Raw genomic sequence first — 20,113 nt, forward strand, 5'->3', positions numbered from 1 at the left:
GCTCACTCCTCGAGCAGCCGGCCCTCGTCGAGGCGCAGCACCCGGTCGGCGACCTCGCGGACCCGCGGGTCGTGGCTGGAGACCAGGACGGCGCTCCCGGCCCGGGCGGCCCGCGCGAGGGCCGCGGTGACCAGGTCGGCCCGCTCGTCGTCCTGGTGGCCCGTGGGCTCGTCGAGCACGAGCACGCGCGGGGCCAGCACCAGGCCGCGGGCGACCGCGACCCGCTGCTGCTCGCCGAGGGAGGTCTCCCCGACCCGCCGGTGCGCGAACGCTCCGAGGTCCAGCTCGTCGGCCAGGCGCGCGAAGGGGACCGCCGTGCCGGTCGAGCGGTACGTCGGCAGGAGCACGTTCTCCTCGACCCCGAGCCCGTCGACCAGGCCGTGCTGCTGCGGCACGACCGCGACGAGCGACCAGTCACCGGCGGCGCCCGGCGGCCGGCCGTCGACGGCGACGGTGCCGACGTCCGGCTCCTCGAAGCCGGCCGACAGGTGGCACACGGTCGTCTTGCCCGACCCGGAGGGGCCGAGCAGCGCGACCAGCTCGCCGGGCGCGACCGCCAGCGTGACGTCGTGCAGCACGGTCACGCGACGGCTGCCGGCGCCGTACCCGTGGCTCACGCCGCGCAGCTCGAGCCCGCTCACGACGGGTCCTCCGGCGCTCGCAGGCGGACGTGGTGGCCGTCGGCCTCGACGACGACCCGACGGGAGGGGAACCGCTCCAGCAGGGCCGGCGGCAGCTGCAGCCGGCCGGCGGAGTCGATGACCGCAACCGTCTCCCGCGCCCGGTCGGTCTCGCTGGAGAGCACCCCGTCGCGCAGCCGCAGCAGGCGGCCGGCGCGCTCGGTCACCCGGGCGTCGTGGCTGCTGACGACGACCGCGCTGCCGGCCCGCGCTACTCCGTCGAGCGCGTCGAGGACGAGGTCGGCGTTGCCGTGGTCGAGCTCGGCGGTGGGCTCGTCGGCGACGACGAGCGAGGGCCGGCCGACCAGCGCCATCGCGACGGCGAGCCGCTGCTGCTCGCCCCCGGACATGCTCGCGGGCCGGTGGCCGGCGCGCGCCGCGAGGCCGACCGAGGCGAGCACGTCGTCGACCTCGTCACCGCCGGCGCGGCGCCACGTCGCGACCTGCCGGACATGGTCGGCGGCGGTCAGGTGCGGGAAGAGACCCGTGGACGCGCGCTGCGGGACGTAGCCGATCCGGCGGTGCCGCAGGCGTCGCAGCACCGGGGTCGGGGCGCCCGCGACGTCGCTGCCGAGCACCGAGAGCTCGCCCGCGCTCGGCCGCTCGCGCGCCGAGACGAGGGTCAGCAGGCTGCTCTTCCCGCTGCCGGAAGGCCCGGCGACGACGGTCAGGGTGCCGCCGCCGATCGTCAGGTCGACGCCCCGGAGCGCGTAGGTCTCCCCCGTCGCCGAGCGGTAGACGCGCGTCAGGTCGCTCGCCACCACCGCCGGCCCGGACGGGACGAGCGGCTCAGCCGTTGCCACGCAGCACCTCCGCACTCGTGCGCCGCCGGGCGCGGACCAGACCCACCAGCGCGGCCGCGCCCACCGACGCCGCCGCGAGGCCCACCACCGCCGCCAGCTCCGGCGTGCCGAGGCGCGGCCGGCTGACCGGCAGCACCTCGCTGACCTGGTCGACCAGGCTGGGGGCCAGCAGCAGCGCGGCCGTCGAGACCACCGTGGCCGCCGCCGCGGTCAGGACCGCGCGGACCACCTCCCAGGTCCGGGCCGCGGCCAGCTGGCGGGGCCGCCACCCCATCCGGGCGAGCAGCACGTCGGCGACCGCGTCCCGGTCCGCCAGGCGCAGGCCGAGCGCCAGCACCACCGCGAGGGCGAGCAGCAGCACGACCAGGCCCAGCACGACGACGTACTGCGCCGCCCACGCCGTCGCGACGAGCCCCTGGCCGACCGCGGCGCCCGCCGTGGTGACGACCTCCGCCGGCGGGAGGTCGACGGAGCGCAGCTGGGCCCGCAGGTCACCCGGTGGGGCCGCGGACCAGACCTCGGCGGTGAACGGCCCGGCGCTGTCGACCGAGAGCGGGTCGCGGGGATCGAGGTTCGGGGGCAGCAGCGGGAAGACGCGACGGCTGCTCGCCACGACGGCCGCGTCGCCGGTCCCGGCCTCGGAGCCGGGGAAGGCGGGCAGGACGGCGACGACGAGGTACGGCAGGGCGACCTCCTCGTTGACCTCGAGCGTCCCCCGGTCGCCGACCTCGCGGTCGGTGTCGCCGGCGAGCAGGACCGGTACGACGCCGGCGTCGCCCTCGTCGAGCCGCTCGACCAGCGGCCGCCCGGCCTCGAGCGTCCCGGTCGCGCCCCAGTCCGCGACCGCCGCGAACGTCGCCGGGTCGATCGTCATCAGCTGCTGCGCACCGAACGTCGGCGGCAGGGTGACGCGCTGCCGCCACACCAGCGTGGAGCCCTCGACCGGCGGCTCCAGCACCCGCTTGCCGGTCCCCCGCAACCCCTCGTCGACCGAGGCGGCGGTCGGGGCGCCCACGAGCGCGGCGACCTTGTCCTCGGCCCCGTCGACCAGCCCGCGGTGCACGGCCAGGGTGTAGGCGAACAGCCCGAGCGTCACCGCCAGGACCGCGGTCAACGCACGCTCCGGGCCCCCGGCCCCGGCGGAGCGCCGGGCGGCGAGCCACCGCGGGCCGCCGGGTCGGGCGCCCGGCAGGCGGACGAGCGGCGCCAGCCGCGCCACGAGCGCGGCCGCGGAGGCCGCGACGAGCAGCGGCAGGACGGTCGTCAGGGGCGAGCCGCCCCGGCGGGACGGCTCGAGCGAGAGCACCGCGACGACCACGACGGCCGTGGCGACCAGCACCAGCAGCTCCCAGGGCACCGAGCGCACCCGTGCCCCGAGGCGGCTGCCCGTGCCGGGCTCGGACCGGACCGCGCCGGCCAGTGCGACGAGCGCCGGCAGGAGCACGACGAGCCCGCCGCCGAGGGCCGCGAGGGCCAGGTCGCCGGCGACCAGGTCGCCCGGGCCGAGGTCGGCGGGCGGCCCGGCGACCGCGATCGCGAGCAGGGCGAGACCCGTGCCGACCGGCACGGCCACCACGGCGGGTGGCGCCAGCTCGAGGACCGTGAGGCCACCGACCATCGCCGGGTGCACGCCGAGTCCCGCGGCGAGCGCGCCCTCGCGGCGGCGGCTGCGCCCGACCAGCACCCACGCGGTGACCAGCAGCGCGGCGGCGAGCACCTGGCCGGACGTCGCGTAGGGACCGACCTGGCGCTCGGCGCTCGCCGCGGCCGCACCCGCGTCGTCCACCACGTCCGGCAGTCCCGAGGCCACCTCGAGCCGGGTCGGCAACGGCACGGCCCGATCGGTCGCCCGCGCCAGGTCCGTCGTGTCGTCGAACGCCTCGACCGCGAGCCGCTGCAGCTCGGCCACCGCGGCCTCGGCGCCGTCCGGGTCCAGGTCCGGCGCGACCGCCAGGTCCGCGGCGTACAACGGCTCCTCGTCGATCGCGCGGGCCAGGGCGGCGAACGTCTCCCGGCCGGTGATCACGAGCGGGCTCGCGGACCCCGGGAGGGACGGGTCCAGCGGCAGCACCCACTCCCCGCTCCCGGGCACCTCGGCGACGGCCGCAGGGAGCACCGAGCCCGGCTCGGTCTCGTAGGTCCCGGCCAGCGTGGCGGGCGTCGAGCGGCTCTGCGCGGAGCCCGGCGTCACGCTCTCCAGCCCGACCCGCAGCCGGTCCCCCGGGGCCACGCCGAGCCGGGCGGCGACGTCGGCCGGCAGCCACACGCCCCGCTCGCCCTCGTCGCCACCGAGCGCCTCGACGACCCCGTCGTGGAAGAAGAGCGCGGCGCCGACGGCCGTGCCGCCGACCCGCACGACCGACCGCAGCCGGCGGTCCTGCGCGGTCGCGGCGGCGCCCAGCACCGGTGGGCCGTGCCCGGACAGGGCGTCGAGCTCGGCGAGGACCAGCTCCTCGGCGGTGGGCGGCAGCACGCCGGTCCACGAGGCGCGTACGTCGGCGGACGCCCCCGGGGCGGGCTCGGCCGCGGCCGCGTCGAGGCGCGCGTCGAGCGCCGCCGTGCGCGCGCTGGTCGCGAACAGCGCCGGCGCCACGACCGAGGCCACGAGCAAGGAGCCGGCCAGCAGCACGAGCGCCAGCCAGCCGGGCGAGTGCGCCAGCCGGACCGGCGCCGCGGTCAACAGCGGGTGCCGACGGGGACGCACGTCAGCCGCCGGCCCGGTGCAGGATGAGCACCGCCCGGTCGTCGTCCCCGCGCGGGACCTCGGCGAGCACGCGGCGCGCCGCACCGGCGAAGCCGCGGGCCACCGCCTGGCGCGCGGTCCGCTGCAGCCAGGCGATCCCCTCGTCGAGGTCGGTGTCGCGGGACTCCACCACGCCGTCGGTGTAGAACATCAGGGCCTCACCGGGGCCGAGCGTCCCGGTGCTGGCGTGCAGCTCGGGGTCGGGCACCACGCCGAGTGCCGTCCCGCGGGCGCCGTCGACGTGCCAGGTCGTGTCGGCGGCGACGTACCGCAGTGCGGGCGGGTGCCCGGCGCTGGTCACCGTCCACGCCCCGTCGGTGAGGTCGACCAGGACGTGCACCGCGGTCGCGAAGGACTCGTCGGAGCGCTGGCGGAGCAGGAACCGGTTGGCGGCGCGGAGCAGCTCCGCGGGCGGCAGCGCGCCGATCAGTCCGCCGAGAGCGCCGGCGAACTGCAGCGCCTGCGGACCGACCGCCACGCCCTTGCCGCACACGTCGACCAGCACCATCTCGAGGCGCCGGCCGTCGTCGGTGAGGTCGGCGACCAGGAAGTCGCCGGCGTACCCCGCTCCGTGCGAGGCGAGCATCGCGCTCTGCGCCGACCAGCCCGGCGGCAGCGGCGGCACCTTCCCCTGCGCCTGCAGCCGCCCCTTGAGCTCGGCGAGCAGCGCCTCGCTCAACGGCGCCGGCAGGCCACTGCGCTGGCGGCTGGACTGGTAGAGGATCAGCGCCGAGGAGACCAGCAGGGTCGCGGCCACCGCGACGCGGGCGCCGGTCAGCGGCCCCGCGTGCACCATCGCGGCCAGCGCGACGACCAGGACCAGCCCGGTCAGCGGCAGCAGTGCCTCGAAGCGGAGCGTGAGCATGCCGAGCAGCAGCCACACGAAGTACGTCGTCGCCGGCAGCGTCTCGTAGTCCGCCCACGACACCAGGCCGGCGAGCAGCACCCCGATCCCCAGCAGCACGACGACCCGACGCTGGCTGTCCCACGATCCGGAGCGCCAGTCGTCGACGAACGTCCCGGACCGGCTCACGCGGCGAACACTAGTGCGGCCGGTCCCCCGCCGCGGCGGTTCTCCACCGGGGCCCTCCCGGCCGCTAGGGTCGCCAGGCGTGAGCACTCCACGCCCCAGCTACGAGCAGCTGGCCTCCCTGCCGGCCCACGCCCAGCAACCGGTGCCGGTGGCCTTCGAGGACGTCAACGGCCACCTCAACGTGCGCCACTACACCGGCATCGCGAGCGAGGGGCTCGACGAGTCGCTCGTCGAGCTCGGCATCCCGCAGAACTGGCCGGCCTCCGGGCACGCCTGCTTCTCCGCCGAGCACCACCTCAGCTACCTCGCCGAGCTCCGGACCGGCGACCTGATGTCGGCGCGCGTGCGGCTGCTCGGCCGCTCCGAGCGCGCCGCGCACGTGCTCGTGCACCTGCTAGACGACACCCACGAGCGGCTCAGCTACGTGATGGAGGAGGTCTTCCTCCACATCGACATGGCGACGCGACGTACCGCGCCGTGGCCCGAGGACGTCGCCGCCGCGCTCGACCGCCGGATCGCCGAGCACGCCGAGCTGCCCTGGGAGCCTGACGTCTCCGGCTGCCTCGGCCTGCGCTGATCCTGGTGCAGCGGACCGGTCCAATGGTCTGAGTCCAGACCATTGACCGTCCCGCTCGGCCTGCGCCACACTGCGGCAACCGCCGGCCGGGGCGCGCGTCCCGGCCAGGAAAGGACGCCATGAGCCAGGACGCCGCGCCCGACAAGTCGCTCGACGAGGTCATGGACGAGGACGCCCGCGTCCTCGCCGAGATGGGCTACACCCAGGAGCTGACGCGCGGGATGTCCGCGTTCTCCAACTTCGCGGTGTCGTTCTCGATCATCTCGATCCTCGCCGGCTGCATCACCAGCTACGCCATCGCGCTGCGCAGCGGCGGGCCGGCGGCGCTGACGATCGGCTGGGTCGTGGTCGGCCTGTTCGTCACCTGCGTCGCCCTGGCGATGGCGGAGGTCTGCTCGCGCTACCCCACCGCCGGTGGCCTCTACTTCTGGGCCGCCAAGCTGGCCAAGACCAACCGCCGCGTCTGGGCGTGGTACGTCGGGTGGTTCAACTTCCTCGGCGAGATCGCCGTGACCGCGGCCATCGACTTCGGCTGCGCGACGACCTGGATGGCGTTCGCCAACCTGGTGTGGGACGTCCAGGTGACCCCCGAGCGGGTGTTCCTGCTGTTCGTGGCGATCATCGTGGTCCACGCGCTGCTCAACACCTTCGGCGTCAACCTGGTCAGCCTGCTCTCGAGCGTCTCGGCGTGGTGGCACGTGTTCGGGACGCTGATCATCGTCGGCGCCCTGTGGATCCTGCCCGACTCCCACCAGTCGGTGTCGTGGACGCTGACGGAGTACCACAACGAGACCGGCTGGACCTTCGCGCCGTACGTCCTGCTCATGGGCCTGCTGATGGCGCAGTACACCTACACCGGCTACGACGCGTCGGCCCACGTGGCCGAGGAGACCAAGCAGGCGCAGATCGCCGCCCCGCGCGGCATCGTGCTCAGCGTCGTCGTGTCGGTCATCGGCGGCTTCCTGCTGCTCTACTCCATCACCGCCGCCATCCCCGACGGCTCCGAGGAGGGGTTGACCGCCCTGGCGGCCTCCGACACCGGACTGCCGCCGGCGCAGGTGTTCCTCGACGCGCTCGACAGCCCGTTCACCGCCAAGCTGCTGCTGTTCATCGTCTGCGTGGCGCAGTTCTTCTGCGGCATGGCGTCGGTGACGGCCAACTCCCGGATGTCGTTCGCCTTCTCCCGCGACAACGCGCTGCCCGGCTCCAGGATCTGGGCCAAGGTCAACAAGCGGACCGGCACGCCGACCAACTCCATCTGGTTCTGCGTCGTGCTCTCGATCCTCCTGGCCAGCCCCGCCCTGTTCAACGCCACGGCGTACTTCGCGGTGACCTCGATCGCGGTCATCGGCCTCTACATCGCCTACGTCGTGCCGGTGCTGCTGCGCCGCCTCAGCCCCGACTTCACCCCCGGCCCGTGGAACCTCGGCCGGTGGAGCCCGCTCGTCGGGTGGGTCGCGGTCGCCTGGGTCGTGCTGATCTGCATCCTCTTCGTCCTGCCGCCGGCCAGCCCGATCACCGTCGACACGTTCAACTACGCCCCCGTCGCCGTGCTCGCCGTGCTGGTGCTCGCCACGGTCATGTGGTTCGCCGGCGGACGGACCAACTTCATGCACGGGATGAAGGACGAGCACACCACCAAGCCGCGGGACGAGGTCGTGTGAGCGCTGCCCGCGCCGCACACCCCCAGGGGGACCCCGACCGGGCGGGGCTCCCCGACGCCGTCCTGCGACCCGTGCGCGGCCACCACGCCTTCGAGGCGTGCGTGGAGCAGCTGGCAACCGCGATCCGCCTCGGCGTCTACCCGCGAGGCACCACGCTGCCGCCCGAGCGCGAGCTGGCGGCGCGGCTGCAGGTCTCGCGGGCGACGCTGCGCGAGGCGATGGCCGCACTGCGGCAGGCCGGGCTGGTCGCGACCACCCGCGGCCGCGGTGGCGGCACGGTGGTGACGCTCGAGCCGCGCACGCCGTCGGCCCGGCGCGCGGCACGCACCGACCCGGCCACCCGACGCGACCGGCTCGACGCGCTGGAGTTCCGGCGGGTCGTCGAGCCCGGCGCGGCCGCGCTCGCCGCCGGCGTACCCCTCGACGACGCGGCGCGCGCACAGCTCGAGGAGGCGCACGACGCGGTCCGCTCGGCGACCCGCCCCGCGGACCACCGGCAGGCCGACTCCCGCTTCCACCTGACCGTGGCGACGCTGACGGGGTCGCCACGGATGGTGGAGGCGGTGACGTCGGTGCAGGCGACGCTGCACGAGATGCTGCTGGCGATCCCGGTCCTGCCCACGAACATCGCGCACTCGGACCGGCAGCACGCCGCCGTGGTCCGCGCGATCCTGGCCGGCAAGGCCGACCACGCCCGCCGGGCGTTGGAGGAGCACTGCGACGACACGGCCGCGCTGCTGCGCGGCCTGGTGGGATAGGACGTCATGGACCAGAAGAGGAACGACCGCCACCTGAGCCGCGAGGAGCTCGTCGCGGAGATCGACGCCGGCACGATCGACACCGTCGTGATCGCCTTCACCGACATGCAGGGCCGGCTGCAGGGCAAGCGGCTGCACGGGCGCTACTTCGTCGACCACGTGCTCGACCACGGCGCCGAGGGCTGCAACTACCTGCTAGCCGTCGACGTGGAGATGAACACCGTCGACGGCTACGCGATCTCCTCCTGGGAGCGCGGGTACGGCGACATGGAGATGGTCCTCGACGAGCGCACCATCCGCCGGCTGACCCACCTCCCCGCGACCGCGATGGTCCAGTGCGACCTGGTCTGGCCGGCCGGCGACGACGGCGAGCACGCGCCGGTCGTGCAGGACCCGCGTGCCGTCCTGCGCCGTCAGCTCGACCGGTGCGCCGAGCAGGGCTGGGCGGCCCTCTCGGGCACGGAGCTGGAGTTCATCGCCTTCGAGACCACCTACGAGGAGGCGCACCGCTCGGGCTACCGCGGCCTGGTGCCGGTCAACCAGTACAACGTCGACTACTCCGTGCTGGGCACCACCCGCGTCGAGCCGCTGCTGCGGGCGATCCGCAACACGATGTACGACGCCGGGCTGGACGTCGAGGGCGCCAAGGGCGAGTGCAACCTCGGGCAGCACGAGATCGGGTTCCTCTACGCCGACGCGCTGACCACCGCCGACAACCACGCGGTCTACAAGACGGTCGCCAAGGAGATCGCCGCGCAGCAGGGCAGGTCGCTGACGTTCATGGCGAAGTACGACGCCCGCGAGGGCAGCTCCTGCCACATCCACCTCTCCCTGCGCGGGACCGACGGGTCGCTGGTGTTCTGGGACGAGGAGTCCGGGACCAGGACGCCGCTCTACGACCACTTCGTCGCCGGCGTGCTGGCGACCGCGCCCGACTTCACGCTGCTCTACGCACCGAACATCAACTCCTACAAGCGCTTCGCCGACGGCTCGTTCGCGCCGACGACGATCGCCTGGGGCGCCGACAACCGCACCTGCGCCGTGCGCCTGGTCGGCCGCGGCGCCGGCGCCCGGATGGAGAACCGGCTCCCCGGAGCCGACGTCAACCCCTACCTCGCGCTGGCCGCGATGATCGCCGGCGGCCTGCACGGCATCGAGCAGCAGCTGCCGCTCGAGGACGAGCTCGTCGGCAACGCCTACACCTCCGACAAGCCCAAGGTCCCCGGGACGCTGGCGGAGGCCCGCGAGGTCTTCGCCACCTCCGCGGTCGCGCGGGCCGCCCTGGGCGACGAGGTCGTCGACCACTACGTCAACATGGCCGACGTCGAGCTGGCCGCCTACCGCGCGGCCGTCACCGACTGGGAGCTCGTCCGCGGATTCGAGAGGCTTTGAGTGACTGACACCTTCACCGTCGTCAACCCCGCGACCGCCCGCGCGATCACCGACGTGCCGCTGGCCTCCGTCGAGGAGGCCGACGCCGCGATCGCCCGCGCCCACGAGGCGTTCGCCTCCTGGCGGGCCGTCGCGCCCGGCGAGCGCGCCGCGCTGCTGCGCAGGTACGCCGCGGTCGTGGACGCCCACGTCGAGGAGCTCGCCGAGATCGAGGTCCGCAACGCGGGCCACACCTGGGGCAACGCCCGCTGGGAGGCCGGCAACGTCCGCGACTGCCTGAACTACTACGCCGGGGCTCCCGAGCGGCTCTTCGGCCGCCAGGTCCCTGTGGCCGGCGGCACCGACGTGACCTTCCACGAGCCGCTCGGCGTCGTCGGGATCATCGTGCCCTGGAACTTCCCGATGCCGATCGCCGCGTGGGGCATGGCCCCCGCGCTCGCCGCCGGCAACACCGTCGTGCTCAAGCCGGCCGAGCTGACGCCGCTCACCGCGCTGCGGCTCGCCGAGCTCGCCCTGGAGGCCGGCATCCCCGAGGGCGTCCTCACCGTGCTGCCCGGTCGCGGCGACGTGGTCGGCGAGCGGTTCGTGACCCACCCGCTCGTGCGCAAGGTCTGCTTCACCGGCTCGACCGCGGTCGGCAAGCGGGTGATGGCCGGCTGCGCCGAGCAGGTCAAGCGGGTCACCCTCGAGCTCGGCGGCAAGAGCAGCAACATCGTCTTTGCCGACGCCGACCTGGCCGCGGCGGCCGCGGCGGCGCCGTACGCCGTCTTCGACAACGCCGGACAGGACTGCTGCGCCCGCTCGCGGATCCTCGTCGAGCGCTCGGCGTACGACGAGTTCCTCTCGCTCCTCGAGCCGGCCGTCACGGGCCTGCGGGTGCTCGACCCGACCGACGAGTCCTCGGAGATGGGGCCGCTGATCTCGGCCCGGCAGCGCGACACCGTCGCGGGCTACCTCTCCGAGGTCGACGTGACGATCGCAGGCTCCACGCCCGGCGGGGACGGCTTCTGGGTCGCCCCGTCCGTCGTGGCGGTCGACGACCCGGGCCAGCGGATCTGGCGCGAGGAGGTCTTCGGGCCGGTCGTCGCCGTGATGCCGTTCGACGACGAGGCCGACGCCGTGGCGCGCGCCAACGACACCGACTACGGGCTGTCCGGTTCGATCTACACCCGCGACCTCGGCCGTGGGCTGCGCGTCGCCCGGGCCGTCGAGGCCGGCAACCTCAGCGTCAACTCGCACTCCTCGGTCCGCTACTGGACGCCGTTCGGCGGCTACAAGCAGTCCGGACTCGGCCGCGAGCTCGGCCCGGACGCCCCCATGGCGTTCACCGAGGAGAAGAACGTCTTCATCGCCCACTGACCCGCACCACACGACCAATCCCGGGTCGTGTGCCCGAGGACGCGCCCCCGCGCGTCGTGAGGCACACGACCCGACCCCAGGAGGGACTCTCGCATGGCAGGACGCATCCAGGACCGGGTCGCGGTCGTCACCGGAGGTTGCTCGGGCATCGGCCTGGCGACCGTGCAGCGCTTCGTCGAGGAGGGCGCGAAGGTCGTCATCGGCGACATCGACGACGAGCGCGGGCACACCGTGGTCGGCCAGCTCGGCGGCACCGACCACGCGACGTACGTCCACGTCGACGTCACCGACAAGGAGCAGGTCGACGCGCTGTTCAAGACGGCGAAGGACACCTACGGCTCGGTCGACATCGCCTTCAACAACGCCGGGATCAGCCCGCCGGAGGACGACTCGATCCTCGACACCGACCTCGACGCCTGGCGCAAGGTGCAGGAGGTCAACCTGACCAGCGTCTACCTGTGCTGCAAGGCCGCTCTGCCGTACATGCTCGAGCAGGGCAAGGGCTCCATCATCAACACCGCCTCGTTCGTCGCGGTCATGGGCGCGGCGACCTCGCAGATCTCCTACTCCGCCTCCAAGGGCGGCGTGCTGTCGATGACCCGCGAGCTCGGCGTGCAGTTCGCGCGGCAGGGCGTGCGCGTCAACGCGCTGTGCCCGGGGCCGGTCAACACCCCGCTGCTGCAGGAGCTGTTCGCCAAGGACGCCGAGCGCGCTGCCCGCCGGCTCGTGCACGTACCGATGGGCCGCTTCGGCGAGCCGGAGGAGATGGCCGCGGCGGTGCTGTTCCTCGCCTCCGACGACTCCTCGTTCATGACCGCCAACACCTTCCTGGTCGACGGCGGCATCTCCGGCGCCTACGTCACGCCGCTGTGACCGGCGCGCCGCTCATCGGGCTCACGACCTACCGGGAGCAGGCCGCCTGGGGGGTCTGGGACCAGCGCGCCGACGTGCTGCCCACGCAGTACGCCGAGGCCGTCGAGGCGACCGGCGGCGTCCCGGTGCTGCTCCCGCCGGTCGGCCAGGTGGGGGCCGCGGACGTGGTCGTCGGCCGTCTCGACGGGCTGGTCGTCAGCGGTGGCGCCGACGTCGACCCGGCGCGGTACGGCGCCGCGCCGCACCCCCGGACGGCCGGCTGGCGGTCCGACCGCGACGCCTGGGAGCTCGCGCTCCTCGACGCTGCGGCGGCCGCCGGTCTCCCCGTCCTCGGTGTGTGCCGCGGCATGCAGCTGATGGCGGCCCACGCCGGTGGCTCGCTGGACCAGCACACCCCGGACGTCGTCGGCCACGAGGAGCACTCCCCCGGCGGCGACGCGTTCGGCCGCACCGCCGTGCGCACGGTCCCCGGCACGCTGGTCGCCGGACTCGTCGGTGAGCGGCTCGACGTCGCCTGCCACCACCACCAGTCGGTCGCCACGCACCCGGGCTGGGTCGCCGCCGCGCGCGCCGACGACGGCACGCTGGAGGCCATGGAGGTCCCCGGCGACCGGTTCTGCGTCGCCGTCCAGTGGCACCCCGAGACCGCCGCGGACGTCGGCCTGCTCGCCGGGCTCGTCCGCGCCGCCGCGTCGTACGCCGCCGGGCGGGCCGACTCGTGACCGACGTGCTCCCGGCCTGGACGGTCGCGCCGGACTCGCCGCTGCTCCCCGACGTCGTCGCGCTGCTCGAGGAGCACCTGCGCGACATGCACGCCACCAGCCCCGCCGAGAGCGTCCACGCGCTCGACCCCACCGCGCTCGACCGGCCCGGGACCTCGTTCTGGACCGCCCGCGACCCCGACGGCGCCCTGCTCGGCTGCGTCGCGCTCCAGGACCTCGGGGCCGGTCACGTCGAGCTGAAGTCGATGCGGACCGCGCCGGCCGCCCGCCGCCGGGGCGTCGGCGCGGGTCTCCTCGACCACGTCCTGGCCACCGCCGCCGCGGCCGGCCACCGGCGGATCAGCCTCGAGACCGGCACCCAGCCGTACTTCCTCCCCGCCCGCACGCTCTACCTCTCGCGCGGGTTCGCCGAGTGCGGCCCGTTCGCCGACTACGTCCTCGACCCGCACAGCGTGTTCCTCACCCGCCTCCTCTGACCCGCCCACCTCCACGCCGAGTCGGTGAGCGAGGGCGGCTCCGGCCAGACCACGAGAAGCGCAGCCGGGTGGACCGCCGCTCGCAGGCGGTCAGACGGCGGCCATGGCGTCGACCAGGCGAGCCTCGACACGACGCTGCTCGTTCGGATCGGTCACCCACGCATCGCCACCTGGCCGCGGCAGGAACCCGACGGTGTCCATGACCTCCCAGTGCGGCTCGCGCCGCCGGCCGGTCAGCGCGGTGTAGGCAGCGGCGAAGGCATGGGCGCGCTCCAGCCCGTGCAGCACGGCCAGGTTCGTGGCGCAGTGCGCGACGTCGAGCCACGCGGGACCGGTCGAGGTCTCCACCCAGTCGACGACGCCGCTGACCCGGTCGCCGTCCCAGAGCACGTTCCAGGGCTGGAAGTCGCGGTGCAGGAACGTCGGCTCGTACGCCGGCGGCTCGGTGCGCAGCAGGGCGAACGCGTCGCGCCACACGTCCGGCCGCTCGGCCCACACCGGGACGGTGTGCTTGGCGAGCCACTCCCACGACTCGTAGGTCCGCGGCGGCGGGTCGACCCGGACCTCGTGGACCGCCACGAGCGTCCGGACCAGCTCGTGCAGCGAGGCGTCGTCGGCCCGGGCGGGGTCGACGCGGCCGGGCAGCAGCGTCATCAGGTGGGCCCCCGCCTGCGCGTCGAGCGCCAGGCTGCGGGGCGCGGGCACGGACGTGTCCGCGAGCTGCAGCTGCACCTCCCGCTCGCGGGTCGTGAGCCCGACCCGGTGGCTCGCCCACGGCTCGCGGTCGACCACCCGCAGCACGCTGTCGGTGCCGTCGGCGTGGCGCAGCGCCAGCAGGGTCGACGTCCGTCCCTCCGTCATCGCACGGCGGTCCAGCACCGGCGAGCCGACGCACCGCTCCGCCCAGGCGACGGCCTCGGCCGCCGCGGTCACAGCGGCTCGCCGTCGAACCGCTCGCGGACGGCCAGCTCGTCGACGGGCAGCCGCCGGAGCCGGGTCAGCTGCTCCACCGGCCGGCCGAGCGGCACGACGGCGGCGACGGCGTACGTCTCGGGGACGCCGAGCAGCTCCTTGACCGCCGGCTCCTCGGCGACGGCCATGGTGGTGATCGTGCCGCCGTACCCCTCGGCCCGGGCGGCGAGCAGGACGTTCCACACCAGCGGGTAGACCGAGGCCCCGCCGACGATCCCGACCCGGTCGAGGTCCTGGTCCATCGCGGCGACCACGGCGAGGTCGACGACGAACACGAGCACGACGGGTGCCCGCAGGACCGGCTCGGTGAACGCCGCCGGCACCGGGGTCGCCGCGATCTCCTCCGGCGTCGGGCCCGCCGGGTGGACGGGGTTCCACGGGCTCTCCCCGGCTCGCTGCTGGGCGACGTACCGCCGCACCGCGGGTCCGTTCAGCTCCGCCAGCCGCTCGCGGGTCACCCGGTCCCGCACGACGACGACGCGGGTGCCCTGGCGGTTGCCGCCGCTGGGGGCGAAGCGGGCGTCGTCGAGGATCCGGCGGAGCACGTCGTCGGGCAGCGGGTCGTCGGTGAACTCCCGCACCGCGGCCGTCGTGCGCATCACCTCGGAGAGATCCACCACACCACCGTCTCACGCACCGACGGGCCGGGCACCCGAGGATGGTGCCCGTGACGCCACCCGCACCCGTCCAGCTCAGTGCCCACCGGTGCCTGACCCGCGAGGCCGTCGACCGGGCCCTCGCCCTCGACGTGGACTTCGTCGAGTTCGACGTCGAGCGCTGCGCCGACGGCACGCTCGTGGTCTTCCACGACTCGGTCGTGGAGGTCGACGGCGAGGAGGTGGCCCTGGCGGACCTGACCGCCGAGCAGCTCCGGGCCGCCGTGCCGGACCTGATGCTGTACGACGAGGTGCTCGACGCCCTCGCCGGCCGCCGGAGCGCCCACCTGGACCTGAAGTTCGTGGGCAGCTGCGCCGAGGCGACCGCGCGCGCGGTGGACCGTCTGGGCGCCGACAACCTGGTGGTGACCACCCTCGACGACGCCGCCGTCCGGGAGGTGCGCGACTGGGCCGAGGCGCACGGCCACGACCTGCTGGTGGGCCTCTCGCTGGGTCGCAAGGTGACCGGATTCCCCGTGTGGCGACAGCTGCGCGTGCGTGCCTCTGAGGTCTGGCCGCACCTGCGCTACCGGCAGTCGCGCGCCAACGTCGTGGTCGCACACCACTGGCTCGCCCGGGCCGGCCTCGCCGGCTTCGCCCGCCGCCGCCGGCTGCCGCTGCTGGTGTGGACGATCGACACCCCGCGGTCGCTGGAGTACTGGCTGCGGCCCGGCCGCGCCTGGCTGGTCACCACGAACCGGCCCGAGGAGGCCCTCGCCGTCCGGGACCGCCGGACGAGGAGGATGCGAGGGTGACCCTGCGCCCCGACGTCCTCGGCGACCCCTACCGCGCCGAGGAGATCGTGCTGCCCGACGACGAGGAGGGGCCGGTCGTCGCCACCCTCGTCCAGCGCCGCGCGGACACACCCACCCGACGGGCCGTGCTGCACGTGCACGGGTTCGCCGACTACTTCTTCCAGACCGGGTACGCCGAGTGGTGGACCGCGCGGGGCTACGACTTCTACGCCCTCGACCTGCGCAAGTACGGCCGGTCGCTCCGCCCGCACCAGACCCCGAACCACGTGGCCGACCTCGAGGAGTACTCCGCCGAGCTCGACGCCGCGTGGGAGCTCCTCACCGCCCGCGACGGCCACGACCACGTCGTGCTCACCGGCCACTCCACCGGCGGGCTCACCACCTCGCTGTGGGCCGACGCCCGCCGGCCGGCCGCGCTGCGCGGCATGGTCCTCAACTCCCCTTGGTTCGACCTGCAGGGAAGCGTGCTGGTCCGCACGGTCGGCACGGTGCTGCTCGACCAGCTCGGTCGCCGGGCCCCGATGCGGGCGCTGCCGCGCAGCGTCACCGGCTTCTACGCCCGCAGCCTGCACCGCGACCACGAGGGCGAGTGGGACTTCGACCTGACCTGGAAGCCGCTGGAGTCGTTCGCCGTCCACGCCGGCTGGCTGCGAGCGGTGCGCCGCGGCCACGCCCGCCTGCACGCCGGGCTCGAGATCGCCTGCCCGGTGCTGGTGCTCTCCTCCGACGCGAGCGCCCGCCCGGCCGAGATGGGCGACGCCGTGCACCGCCACGACATCGTGCTCGAGGTCCCCCAGATCCGGCGCTGGGCGGGCTCGGTCGGCCCGCACGTCACCTACGTGGCGATCGCGGGTGCCCGGCACGACGTCGTGCTCTCCCTGCCCGCGCCGCGCGCCGCGGCGTACGACGCGATCGGGCGGTGGCACGCCGCGTGGGTCGACTGACGCCGCGTCGCGGACACCCGCCCCGGCGACCGCGCGCCCCGCTAGTGTCCGGGCCCATGAACCCCGTGACCGGAATCTCCCTGGGCCGCATCGCCATCGGCGCCGTCTCGCTCTACGACCCCACCCTGGCCGCCAAGCAGCTGATGCTGGACCCGCGGGCCAACCCGCAGGTTCCCTACGTCACCCGTCTGTTCGGCACCCGGGAGATCGCCCTCGGCCTCGCCACGCTGCTCGCCAGCGGCTCGGCCCGCCGCAACCTCGTCCTGCTCGGCGTGCTCGTCGATGCCGCCGACGCGGCTACCGGCTACCTCGCCACCAAGGACGGCTCGGCGCCCGTCAAGGCCGGCCAGGGCATGACCGCCGTGGCGTCCGGCGCGGTCGTCGGCGGCCTGCTCGGCCTGCGCGGCCGCGGGAAGAAGGCCTGAGCAGCGACGCTCAGAACGCGAACGACACCAGGGCCGTCAGGCCCACCACCACGATGACCGCACGGAGGACGGTCGAGGGCAGTCGTCGCCCGACGGTCGCCCCGACCTGTCCCCCGATCACCGACCCGACGCCGATGAGGGCGACCAGCCGCCAGTCGACGTCGGCCACGACCACGAACACCAGTCCCGCGACCCCGTTGACGACCGCGGCGAGGACGTTCTTGACCGCGTTGAGCCGCTGGAGCGACTCCTCGATGCCGATGCCGAGCAGGCCCATGAGGATCACGCCCTGCGCCGCGCCGAAGTACCCGCCGTACACCCCGGCGAGCGAGGTCGCCGGCCACGTCCACCACGGATCCCGACGGTCGCCCTCGACCGGTCGCGCCTCCCGGCGGCGGGCGACCGCAGCAGAGACCCTCGGCTGGGCGATGACCAGCACGACGCCGAGCCCGATGAGCACCGGCACGATCGTCTCGAACGCGCCCTCGGGCAGCACGAGCAGCAGCACCGCGCCGACCACGCCGCCCAGCAGCGAGGCCGAGGCCAGCCGCAGCACCCGAGACCGCTGGCCGACGAGCTCGCGGCGGTAGCCGATCGCACCCGACACCGAGCCCGGCACCAGGCCGATGTTGTTCGAGACGTTCGCCGTCACCGGCGGGACACCGAACGCCAGCAGCGTCGGGAAGGTGATGAGTGTCCCCGAGCCGACGACCGTGTTGATGGTGCCCGCGGCGACCCCCGCCAGGAGGATCGCCACCGACTCCAGCAGCACCTAGGAGACCGGCGGAGCGGCCGGGGGCTGCTGCTGCTCCGGAGGTACGTCGACGGGGTCGATGGACGGGTCGGTCGACGTGACGGCGAGCGGGTCGGGGCCGGTGGCGCCCGCGCCGCTGGTGGCCGTGCTGCGCGGCTCGGCTGCGGTCGCGGCCTCGCGGATCGCCGCCTGGACGGCCTCGTTGGCCTCGCTCAGCTCACCGTCGTCGCGGTTCGCGCCCTTCGGCAGCTGCGGGTCGCTGGGGCCCATATCGACCCGCGTGCGCGGACCGTCGACCTCCTGCGGGATGCCCTGCAGCTGGCTCATCGTCGAGCCGAGACCCTCGAGGGCCTTGCCGAACTCGCTCGGGACGATCCAGACCTTGTTGGCGTCGCCCTCGGCGATCTTGGGCATCATCTGGAGGTACTGGTAGGCCAGCAGCGACTGGTCCGGGCGGCCGTCGTGGATCGCCTGGAAGACCGTCTGGATGGCCTGGCCCTCGCCCTGCGCCCGGAGGATCGCGGCCTCGCGGTCGGCCTGGGCGCGCAGGATCTGCGACTCGCGCTGGCCCTCGGCCTGGAGGATCGCGGACTGCTTCTGGCCCTCGGCGGTGAGGATCGCCGACTGGCGCTGCCCCTCCGCGGTGAGGATCGCGGCGCGCTTGTCGCGATCGGCGCGCATCTGCTTCTCCATCGTGTCCTTGATCGACGGCGGCGGGTCGATGCTCTTGATCTCGACCCGACCGACGCGGATGCCCCACTTGCCGGTCGCCTCGTCCAGGACGCCCCGCAGGCCGGAGTTGATGGTCTCGCGGCTGGTCAGCGTCTGCTCGAGGTCCATGCCGCCGACGATGTTGCGCAGCGTGGTCATCGTGATCTGCTCGACGGCCTGGATGTAGTTGGCGATCTCGTAGGTCGCCGCCACCGGGTCGATGACCTGGAAGTAGATGACCGTGTCGATCTCGACGGTCAGGTTGTCCTCGGTGATCACCGAGGACGGCGGGAAGCTGACCACCTGCTCGCGGAGGTCGATGAGGTAGCGGACCTTGTCGATGAACGGCACGACGATGTTGAGGCCCGCGGGCAGGGTCTGCTTGTACTTGCCGAAGCGCTCGACGATCCCCGCGCGGGCCTGCGGGACGATGCGCACCGTCTTGGCGAGCAGCGTGACCACGAAGACCAGCAGCAGGGCCAGCAGGATCAGGACGGCCAGGGCCATGGGGAGCTCCTCAGCTCTCGAGACGCAGGACGGGGTGGACGTAGGCGGTCGCGCCGCGGATCTCGAGCACCTCGACGGTCTCGCCCGCCGCGATGGTCAGCGTGTCGTCGTACGGCAGGGCCGTCCAGTCCTCCTCGGCCACGCGCACGCGGCCGGCGGCGATGCCGGTGATCTCCTGGAGGACGACGCCCTGCTTCCCCACGAGCCGGCTGTGGCCGAGCTTGAGCTCGGGGCCGGTGTGGAGGCGCTTGACCAGCGAGGGGCGCACGAGCGCGAGCATGGCGACCGAGGTCGCGGCGGCCACCAGGATCTGCACGACGACCGGCGCGGAGAGCAGGCCGGCGACCATCCCGACCAGGGCGCCCGCGGCGAGCATGAGCAGGATCAGGTCGAGGCTGAACAGCTCGGCGACGCCCAGCGTCACGCCGAGACCGAGCCACACCGCCCAGGCGTTGTCTCCCAGCCAGTCCATGCCTCGACCCTAGCGGTACGTCGGCGGGCGGCCGGCCACGGTCAGCGGGCCCGCGTGCGGCGCCGCGCCGCCCAGCGGCCGTCCTGCTGGGTCAGCACCAGCGGCATGCCGAAGGTCGCGGCGAGGTTGTCCTCGGTGAGCACGTCGTCGAGCAGCCCGGCGGCGACCACCGCGCCCTGGCGCAGCAGCAGCGCGTGGCTGAAGCCCGGAGGGATCTCCTCGACGTGGTGGGAGACCAGCACCGTGGCCGGCGAGTCGGGGTCCATCGCCAGCACGCTGAGCGTGGAGACGAGGTCCTCGCGGCCGCCGAGGTCGAGCCCCGCGGCCGGCTCGTCGAGGAGCAGCAGCTCGGGATCGGTCATCAGGGCGCGGGCGATCTGGACGCGCTTGCGCTCCCCCTCGCTGAGGGTGCCGAAGGTGCGATCGGCGAGGTGCCCGGCCCGCACCTCGTCGAGCAGCTCGTGCGCCCGCTCGTGGTCGAGCTCGTCGTAGTCCTCGCGCCAGCGGCCCACCACGCCGTACGACGCCGACACCACGACGTCGCGGACCAGCTCGCCACGCGGGACGCGCTCGGCGAGCGCCGCGCTGGTCAGGCCGATGCGCGGACGCAGCTCGAAGACGTCGACGGTGCCGAGGACCTCCTCGAGGATGCCCGCGACGCCGGAGGTCGGGTGCAGCTGGGCGGCGGCCACCTGGAGCAGCGTGGTCTTGCCGGCGCCGTTGGGGCCGAGGACGACCCAGCGCTCGTCCTCCTCGACGGTCCAGGACACCTCGTCGAGCAGCGTGGCCTCGCCGCGGCGGACCGTCACGTCGGCGAACTCCAGGACAGCGGCCATG

Annotated in this window: 21 protein-coding genes; 11 read left to right on the top strand and 10 right to left on the bottom strand. The window is 74.4% G+C overall.

What is annotated here, in order from left to right; genetic code table 11:
- Positions 1 to 2: 2 nt before the first annotated feature.
- From QWY28_RS16995 to QWY28_RS17010, 4 genes are read right to left on the bottom strand one after another with little or no spacing between them, the layout of a single operon-like run.
- A complete protein-coding gene (locus QWY28_RS16995; protein WP_300953761.1) occupies positions 3 to 641 on the bottom strand; it encodes an ABC transporter ATP-binding protein in 639 nt (212 codons plus the stop codon).
- Positions 638 to 1,483: an ABC transporter ATP-binding protein gene (locus tag QWY28_RS17000; RefSeq protein WP_300953762.1), complete on the bottom strand. Its 846-nt coding sequence runs from the start codon at positions 1,481 to 1,483 to the stop codon at positions 638 to 640. Before QWY28_RS17000 ends, QWY28_RS16995 begins: the two co-directional genes overlap by 4 nt.
- The gene (locus tag QWY28_RS17005; protein ID WP_300953763.1) at positions 1,470 to 4,187 is read right to left on the bottom strand and encodes a hypothetical protein; all 2,718 of its coding nucleotides are present in this window, start codon (positions 4,185 to 4,187) and stop codon (positions 1,470 to 1,472) included. The genes QWY28_RS17000 and QWY28_RS17005 overlap by 14 nt, the downstream gene beginning before the upstream one ends.
- Position 4,188: 1 nt before the next feature.
- Positions 4,189 to 5,259, bottom strand: coding sequence for a PP2C family protein-serine/threonine phosphatase (locus QWY28_RS17010; RefSeq protein ID WP_300953764.1), 1,071 nt, complete (start codon positions 5,257 to 5,259; stop codon positions 4,189 to 4,191).
- A gap of 79 nt (positions 5,260 to 5,338) precedes the next feature.
- On the opposite strand from QWY28_RS17010, the gene QWY28_RS17015 reads away from it, so the two are divergent.
- The 8 genes from QWY28_RS17015 to QWY28_RS17050 all read left to right on the top strand — a co-directional run bounded on the left by QWY28_RS17015 (position 5,339) and on the right by QWY28_RS17050 (position 13,080).
- A complete protein-coding gene (locus QWY28_RS17015) occupies positions 5,339 to 5,836 on the top strand; it encodes a thioesterase family protein (RefSeq protein WP_300953765.1) in 498 nt (165 codons plus the stop codon).
- Between the two features lie 119 nt (positions 5,837 to 5,955).
- A complete protein-coding gene (locus QWY28_RS17020) occupies positions 5,956 to 7,500 on the top strand; it encodes an amino acid permease (RefSeq protein WP_300953766.1) in 1,545 nt (514 codons plus the stop codon).
- Complete coding sequence (locus QWY28_RS17025) at positions 7,497 to 8,258, top strand: FadR/GntR family transcriptional regulator (RefSeq protein ID WP_300953767.1); 762 nt, start codon at positions 7,497 to 7,499, stop codon at positions 8,256 to 8,258. Before QWY28_RS17020 ends, QWY28_RS17025 begins: the two co-directional genes overlap by 4 nt.
- A gap of 6 nt (positions 8,259 to 8,264) precedes the next feature.
- A complete protein-coding gene (locus tag QWY28_RS17030; protein WP_300953768.1) occupies positions 8,265 to 9,650 on the top strand; it encodes a glutamine synthetase family protein in 1,386 nt (461 codons plus the stop codon).
- On the top strand, positions 9,651 to 11,009 hold the full coding sequence (locus QWY28_RS17035; protein WP_300953769.1) for an aldehyde dehydrogenase family protein: 1,359 nt from the start codon (positions 9,651 to 9,653) through the stop codon (positions 11,007 to 11,009). It begins immediately after the preceding gene.
- Positions 11,010 to 11,102: 93 nt separating this feature from the next.
- On the top strand, positions 11,103 to 11,882 hold the full coding sequence (locus QWY28_RS17040; protein ID WP_300953770.1) for a 3-oxoacyl-ACP reductase: 780 nt from the start codon (positions 11,103 to 11,105) through the stop codon (positions 11,880 to 11,882).
- The gene (locus tag QWY28_RS17045; protein ID WP_300953771.1) at positions 11,879 to 12,604 is read left to right on the top strand and encodes a gamma-glutamyl-gamma-aminobutyrate hydrolase family protein; all 726 of its coding nucleotides are present in this window, start codon (positions 11,879 to 11,881) and stop codon (positions 12,602 to 12,604) included. The genes QWY28_RS17040 and QWY28_RS17045 overlap by 4 nt, the downstream gene beginning before the upstream one ends.
- Positions 12,601 to 13,080 carry a GNAT family N-acetyltransferase gene (locus QWY28_RS17050; protein ID WP_300953772.1) on the top strand — a complete coding sequence of 160 codons (480 nt, stop codon included), beginning with the start codon at positions 12,601 to 12,603 and terminating at the stop codon, positions 13,078 to 13,080. Before QWY28_RS17045 ends, QWY28_RS17050 begins: the two co-directional genes overlap by 4 nt.
- A gap of 90 nt (positions 13,081 to 13,170) precedes the next feature.
- Here QWY28_RS17050 and QWY28_RS17055 read toward each other — a convergent pair whose 3' ends face one another.
- The gene (locus tag QWY28_RS17055) at positions 13,171 to 14,013 is read right to left on the bottom strand and encodes a phosphotransferase family protein (protein WP_300953773.1); all 843 of its coding nucleotides are present in this window, start codon (positions 14,011 to 14,013) and stop codon (positions 13,171 to 13,173) included.
- Complete coding sequence (locus QWY28_RS17060) at positions 14,010 to 14,669, bottom strand: nitroreductase family protein (RefSeq protein WP_300953774.1); 660 nt, start codon at positions 14,667 to 14,669, stop codon at positions 14,010 to 14,012. Before QWY28_RS17060 ends, QWY28_RS17055 begins: the two co-directional genes overlap by 4 nt.
- Positions 14,670 to 14,719: 50 nt before the next feature.
- On the opposite strand from QWY28_RS17060, the gene QWY28_RS17065 reads away from it, so the two are divergent.
- Genes QWY28_RS17065 through QWY28_RS17075 form a run of 3 tightly spaced genes read left to right on the top strand, consistent with a single transcriptional unit; the run spans position 14,720 to position 16,832 of the window.
- Positions 14,720 to 15,463, top strand: a complete 744-nt coding sequence (locus QWY28_RS17065) for a glycerophosphodiester phosphodiesterase (protein WP_300953775.1) — start codon at positions 14,720 to 14,722, stop codon at positions 15,461 to 15,463.
- Complete coding sequence (locus QWY28_RS17070; RefSeq protein WP_300953776.1) at positions 15,460 to 16,407, top strand: alpha/beta hydrolase; 948 nt, start codon at positions 15,460 to 15,462, stop codon at positions 16,405 to 16,407. Before QWY28_RS17065 ends, QWY28_RS17070 begins: the two co-directional genes overlap by 4 nt.
- 56 nt (positions 16,408 to 16,463) lie before the next feature.
- Positions 16,464 to 16,832 carry a hypothetical protein gene (locus tag QWY28_RS17075; RefSeq protein WP_300953777.1) on the top strand — a complete coding sequence of 123 codons (369 nt, stop codon included), beginning with the start codon at positions 16,464 to 16,466 and terminating at the stop codon, positions 16,830 to 16,832.
- A gap of 10 nt (positions 16,833 to 16,842) precedes the next feature.
- Here the strand turns inward: QWY28_RS17075 and QWY28_RS17080 are convergent, their stop codons facing one another.
- The 4 genes from QWY28_RS17080 to QWY28_RS17095 are packed head-to-tail and all read right to left on the bottom strand — an operon-like array spanning position 16,843 to position 20,112.
- Complete coding sequence (locus tag QWY28_RS17080; RefSeq protein WP_439117265.1) at positions 16,843 to 17,589, bottom strand: sulfite exporter TauE/SafE family protein; 747 nt, start codon at positions 17,587 to 17,589, stop codon at positions 16,843 to 16,845.
- Between the two features lie 15 nt (positions 17,590 to 17,604).
- The gene (locus QWY28_RS17085; RefSeq protein WP_300953778.1) at positions 17,605 to 18,804 is read right to left on the bottom strand and encodes an SPFH domain-containing protein; all 1,200 of its coding nucleotides are present in this window, start codon (positions 18,802 to 18,804) and stop codon (positions 17,605 to 17,607) included.
- A 10-nt stretch (positions 18,805 to 18,814) separates the two neighbouring features.
- Positions 18,815 to 19,276 (bottom strand): NfeD family protein, encoded by a 462-nt coding sequence (locus tag QWY28_RS17090; RefSeq protein WP_300953779.1) that lies wholly within the window; start codon positions 19,274 to 19,276, stop codon positions 18,815 to 18,817.
- 41 nt (positions 19,277 to 19,317) lie between these two features.
- Entirely contained in the window at positions 19,318 to 20,112 is a 795-nt protein-coding gene (locus tag QWY28_RS17095) for an ABC transporter ATP-binding protein (protein WP_300953780.1), read from the bottom strand.
- Position 20,113 lies beyond the last annotated feature (1 nt).

Origin of the sequence: Nocardioides oceani, from assembly GCF_030412965.1 — a bacterium.
In the GTDB taxonomy this organism is placed as follows: domain Bacteria; phylum Actinomycetota; class Actinomycetes; order Propionibacteriales; family Nocardioidaceae; genus Nocardioides; species Nocardioides oceani.

Bases quoted from the DNA above. Each gene is read 5' to 3' on its own strand.
- QWY28_RS17020 (WP_300953766.1), top strand. From the start codon at position 5,956: ATGAGCCAGGACGCCGCGCCCGACAAGTCGCTCGACGAGGTCATGGAC.
- QWY28_RS17030 (WP_300953768.1), top strand. From the start codon at position 8,265: ATGGACCAGAAGAGGAACGACCGCCACCTGAGCCGCGAGGAGCTCGTC.
- QWY28_RS17040 (WP_300953770.1), top strand. From the start codon at position 11,103: ATGGCAGGACGCATCCAGGACCGGGTCGCGGTCGTCACCGGAGGTTGC.
- QWY28_RS17075 (WP_300953777.1), top strand. From the start codon at position 16,464: ATGAACCCCGTGACCGGAATCTCCCTGGGCCGCATCGCCATCGGCGCC.
- QWY28_RS17085 (WP_300953778.1), bottom strand. From the start codon at position 18,804: ATGGCCCTGGCCGTCCTGATCCTGCTGGCCCTGCTGCTGGTCTTCGTG.
- QWY28_RS17090 (WP_300953779.1), bottom strand. From the start codon at position 19,276: ATGGACTGGCTGGGAGACAACGCCTGGGCGGTGTGGCTCGGTCTCGGC.
- QWY28_RS17095 (WP_300953780.1), bottom strand. From the start codon at position 20,112: ATGGCCGCTGTCCTGGAGTTCGCCGACGTGACGGTCCGCCGCGGCGAG.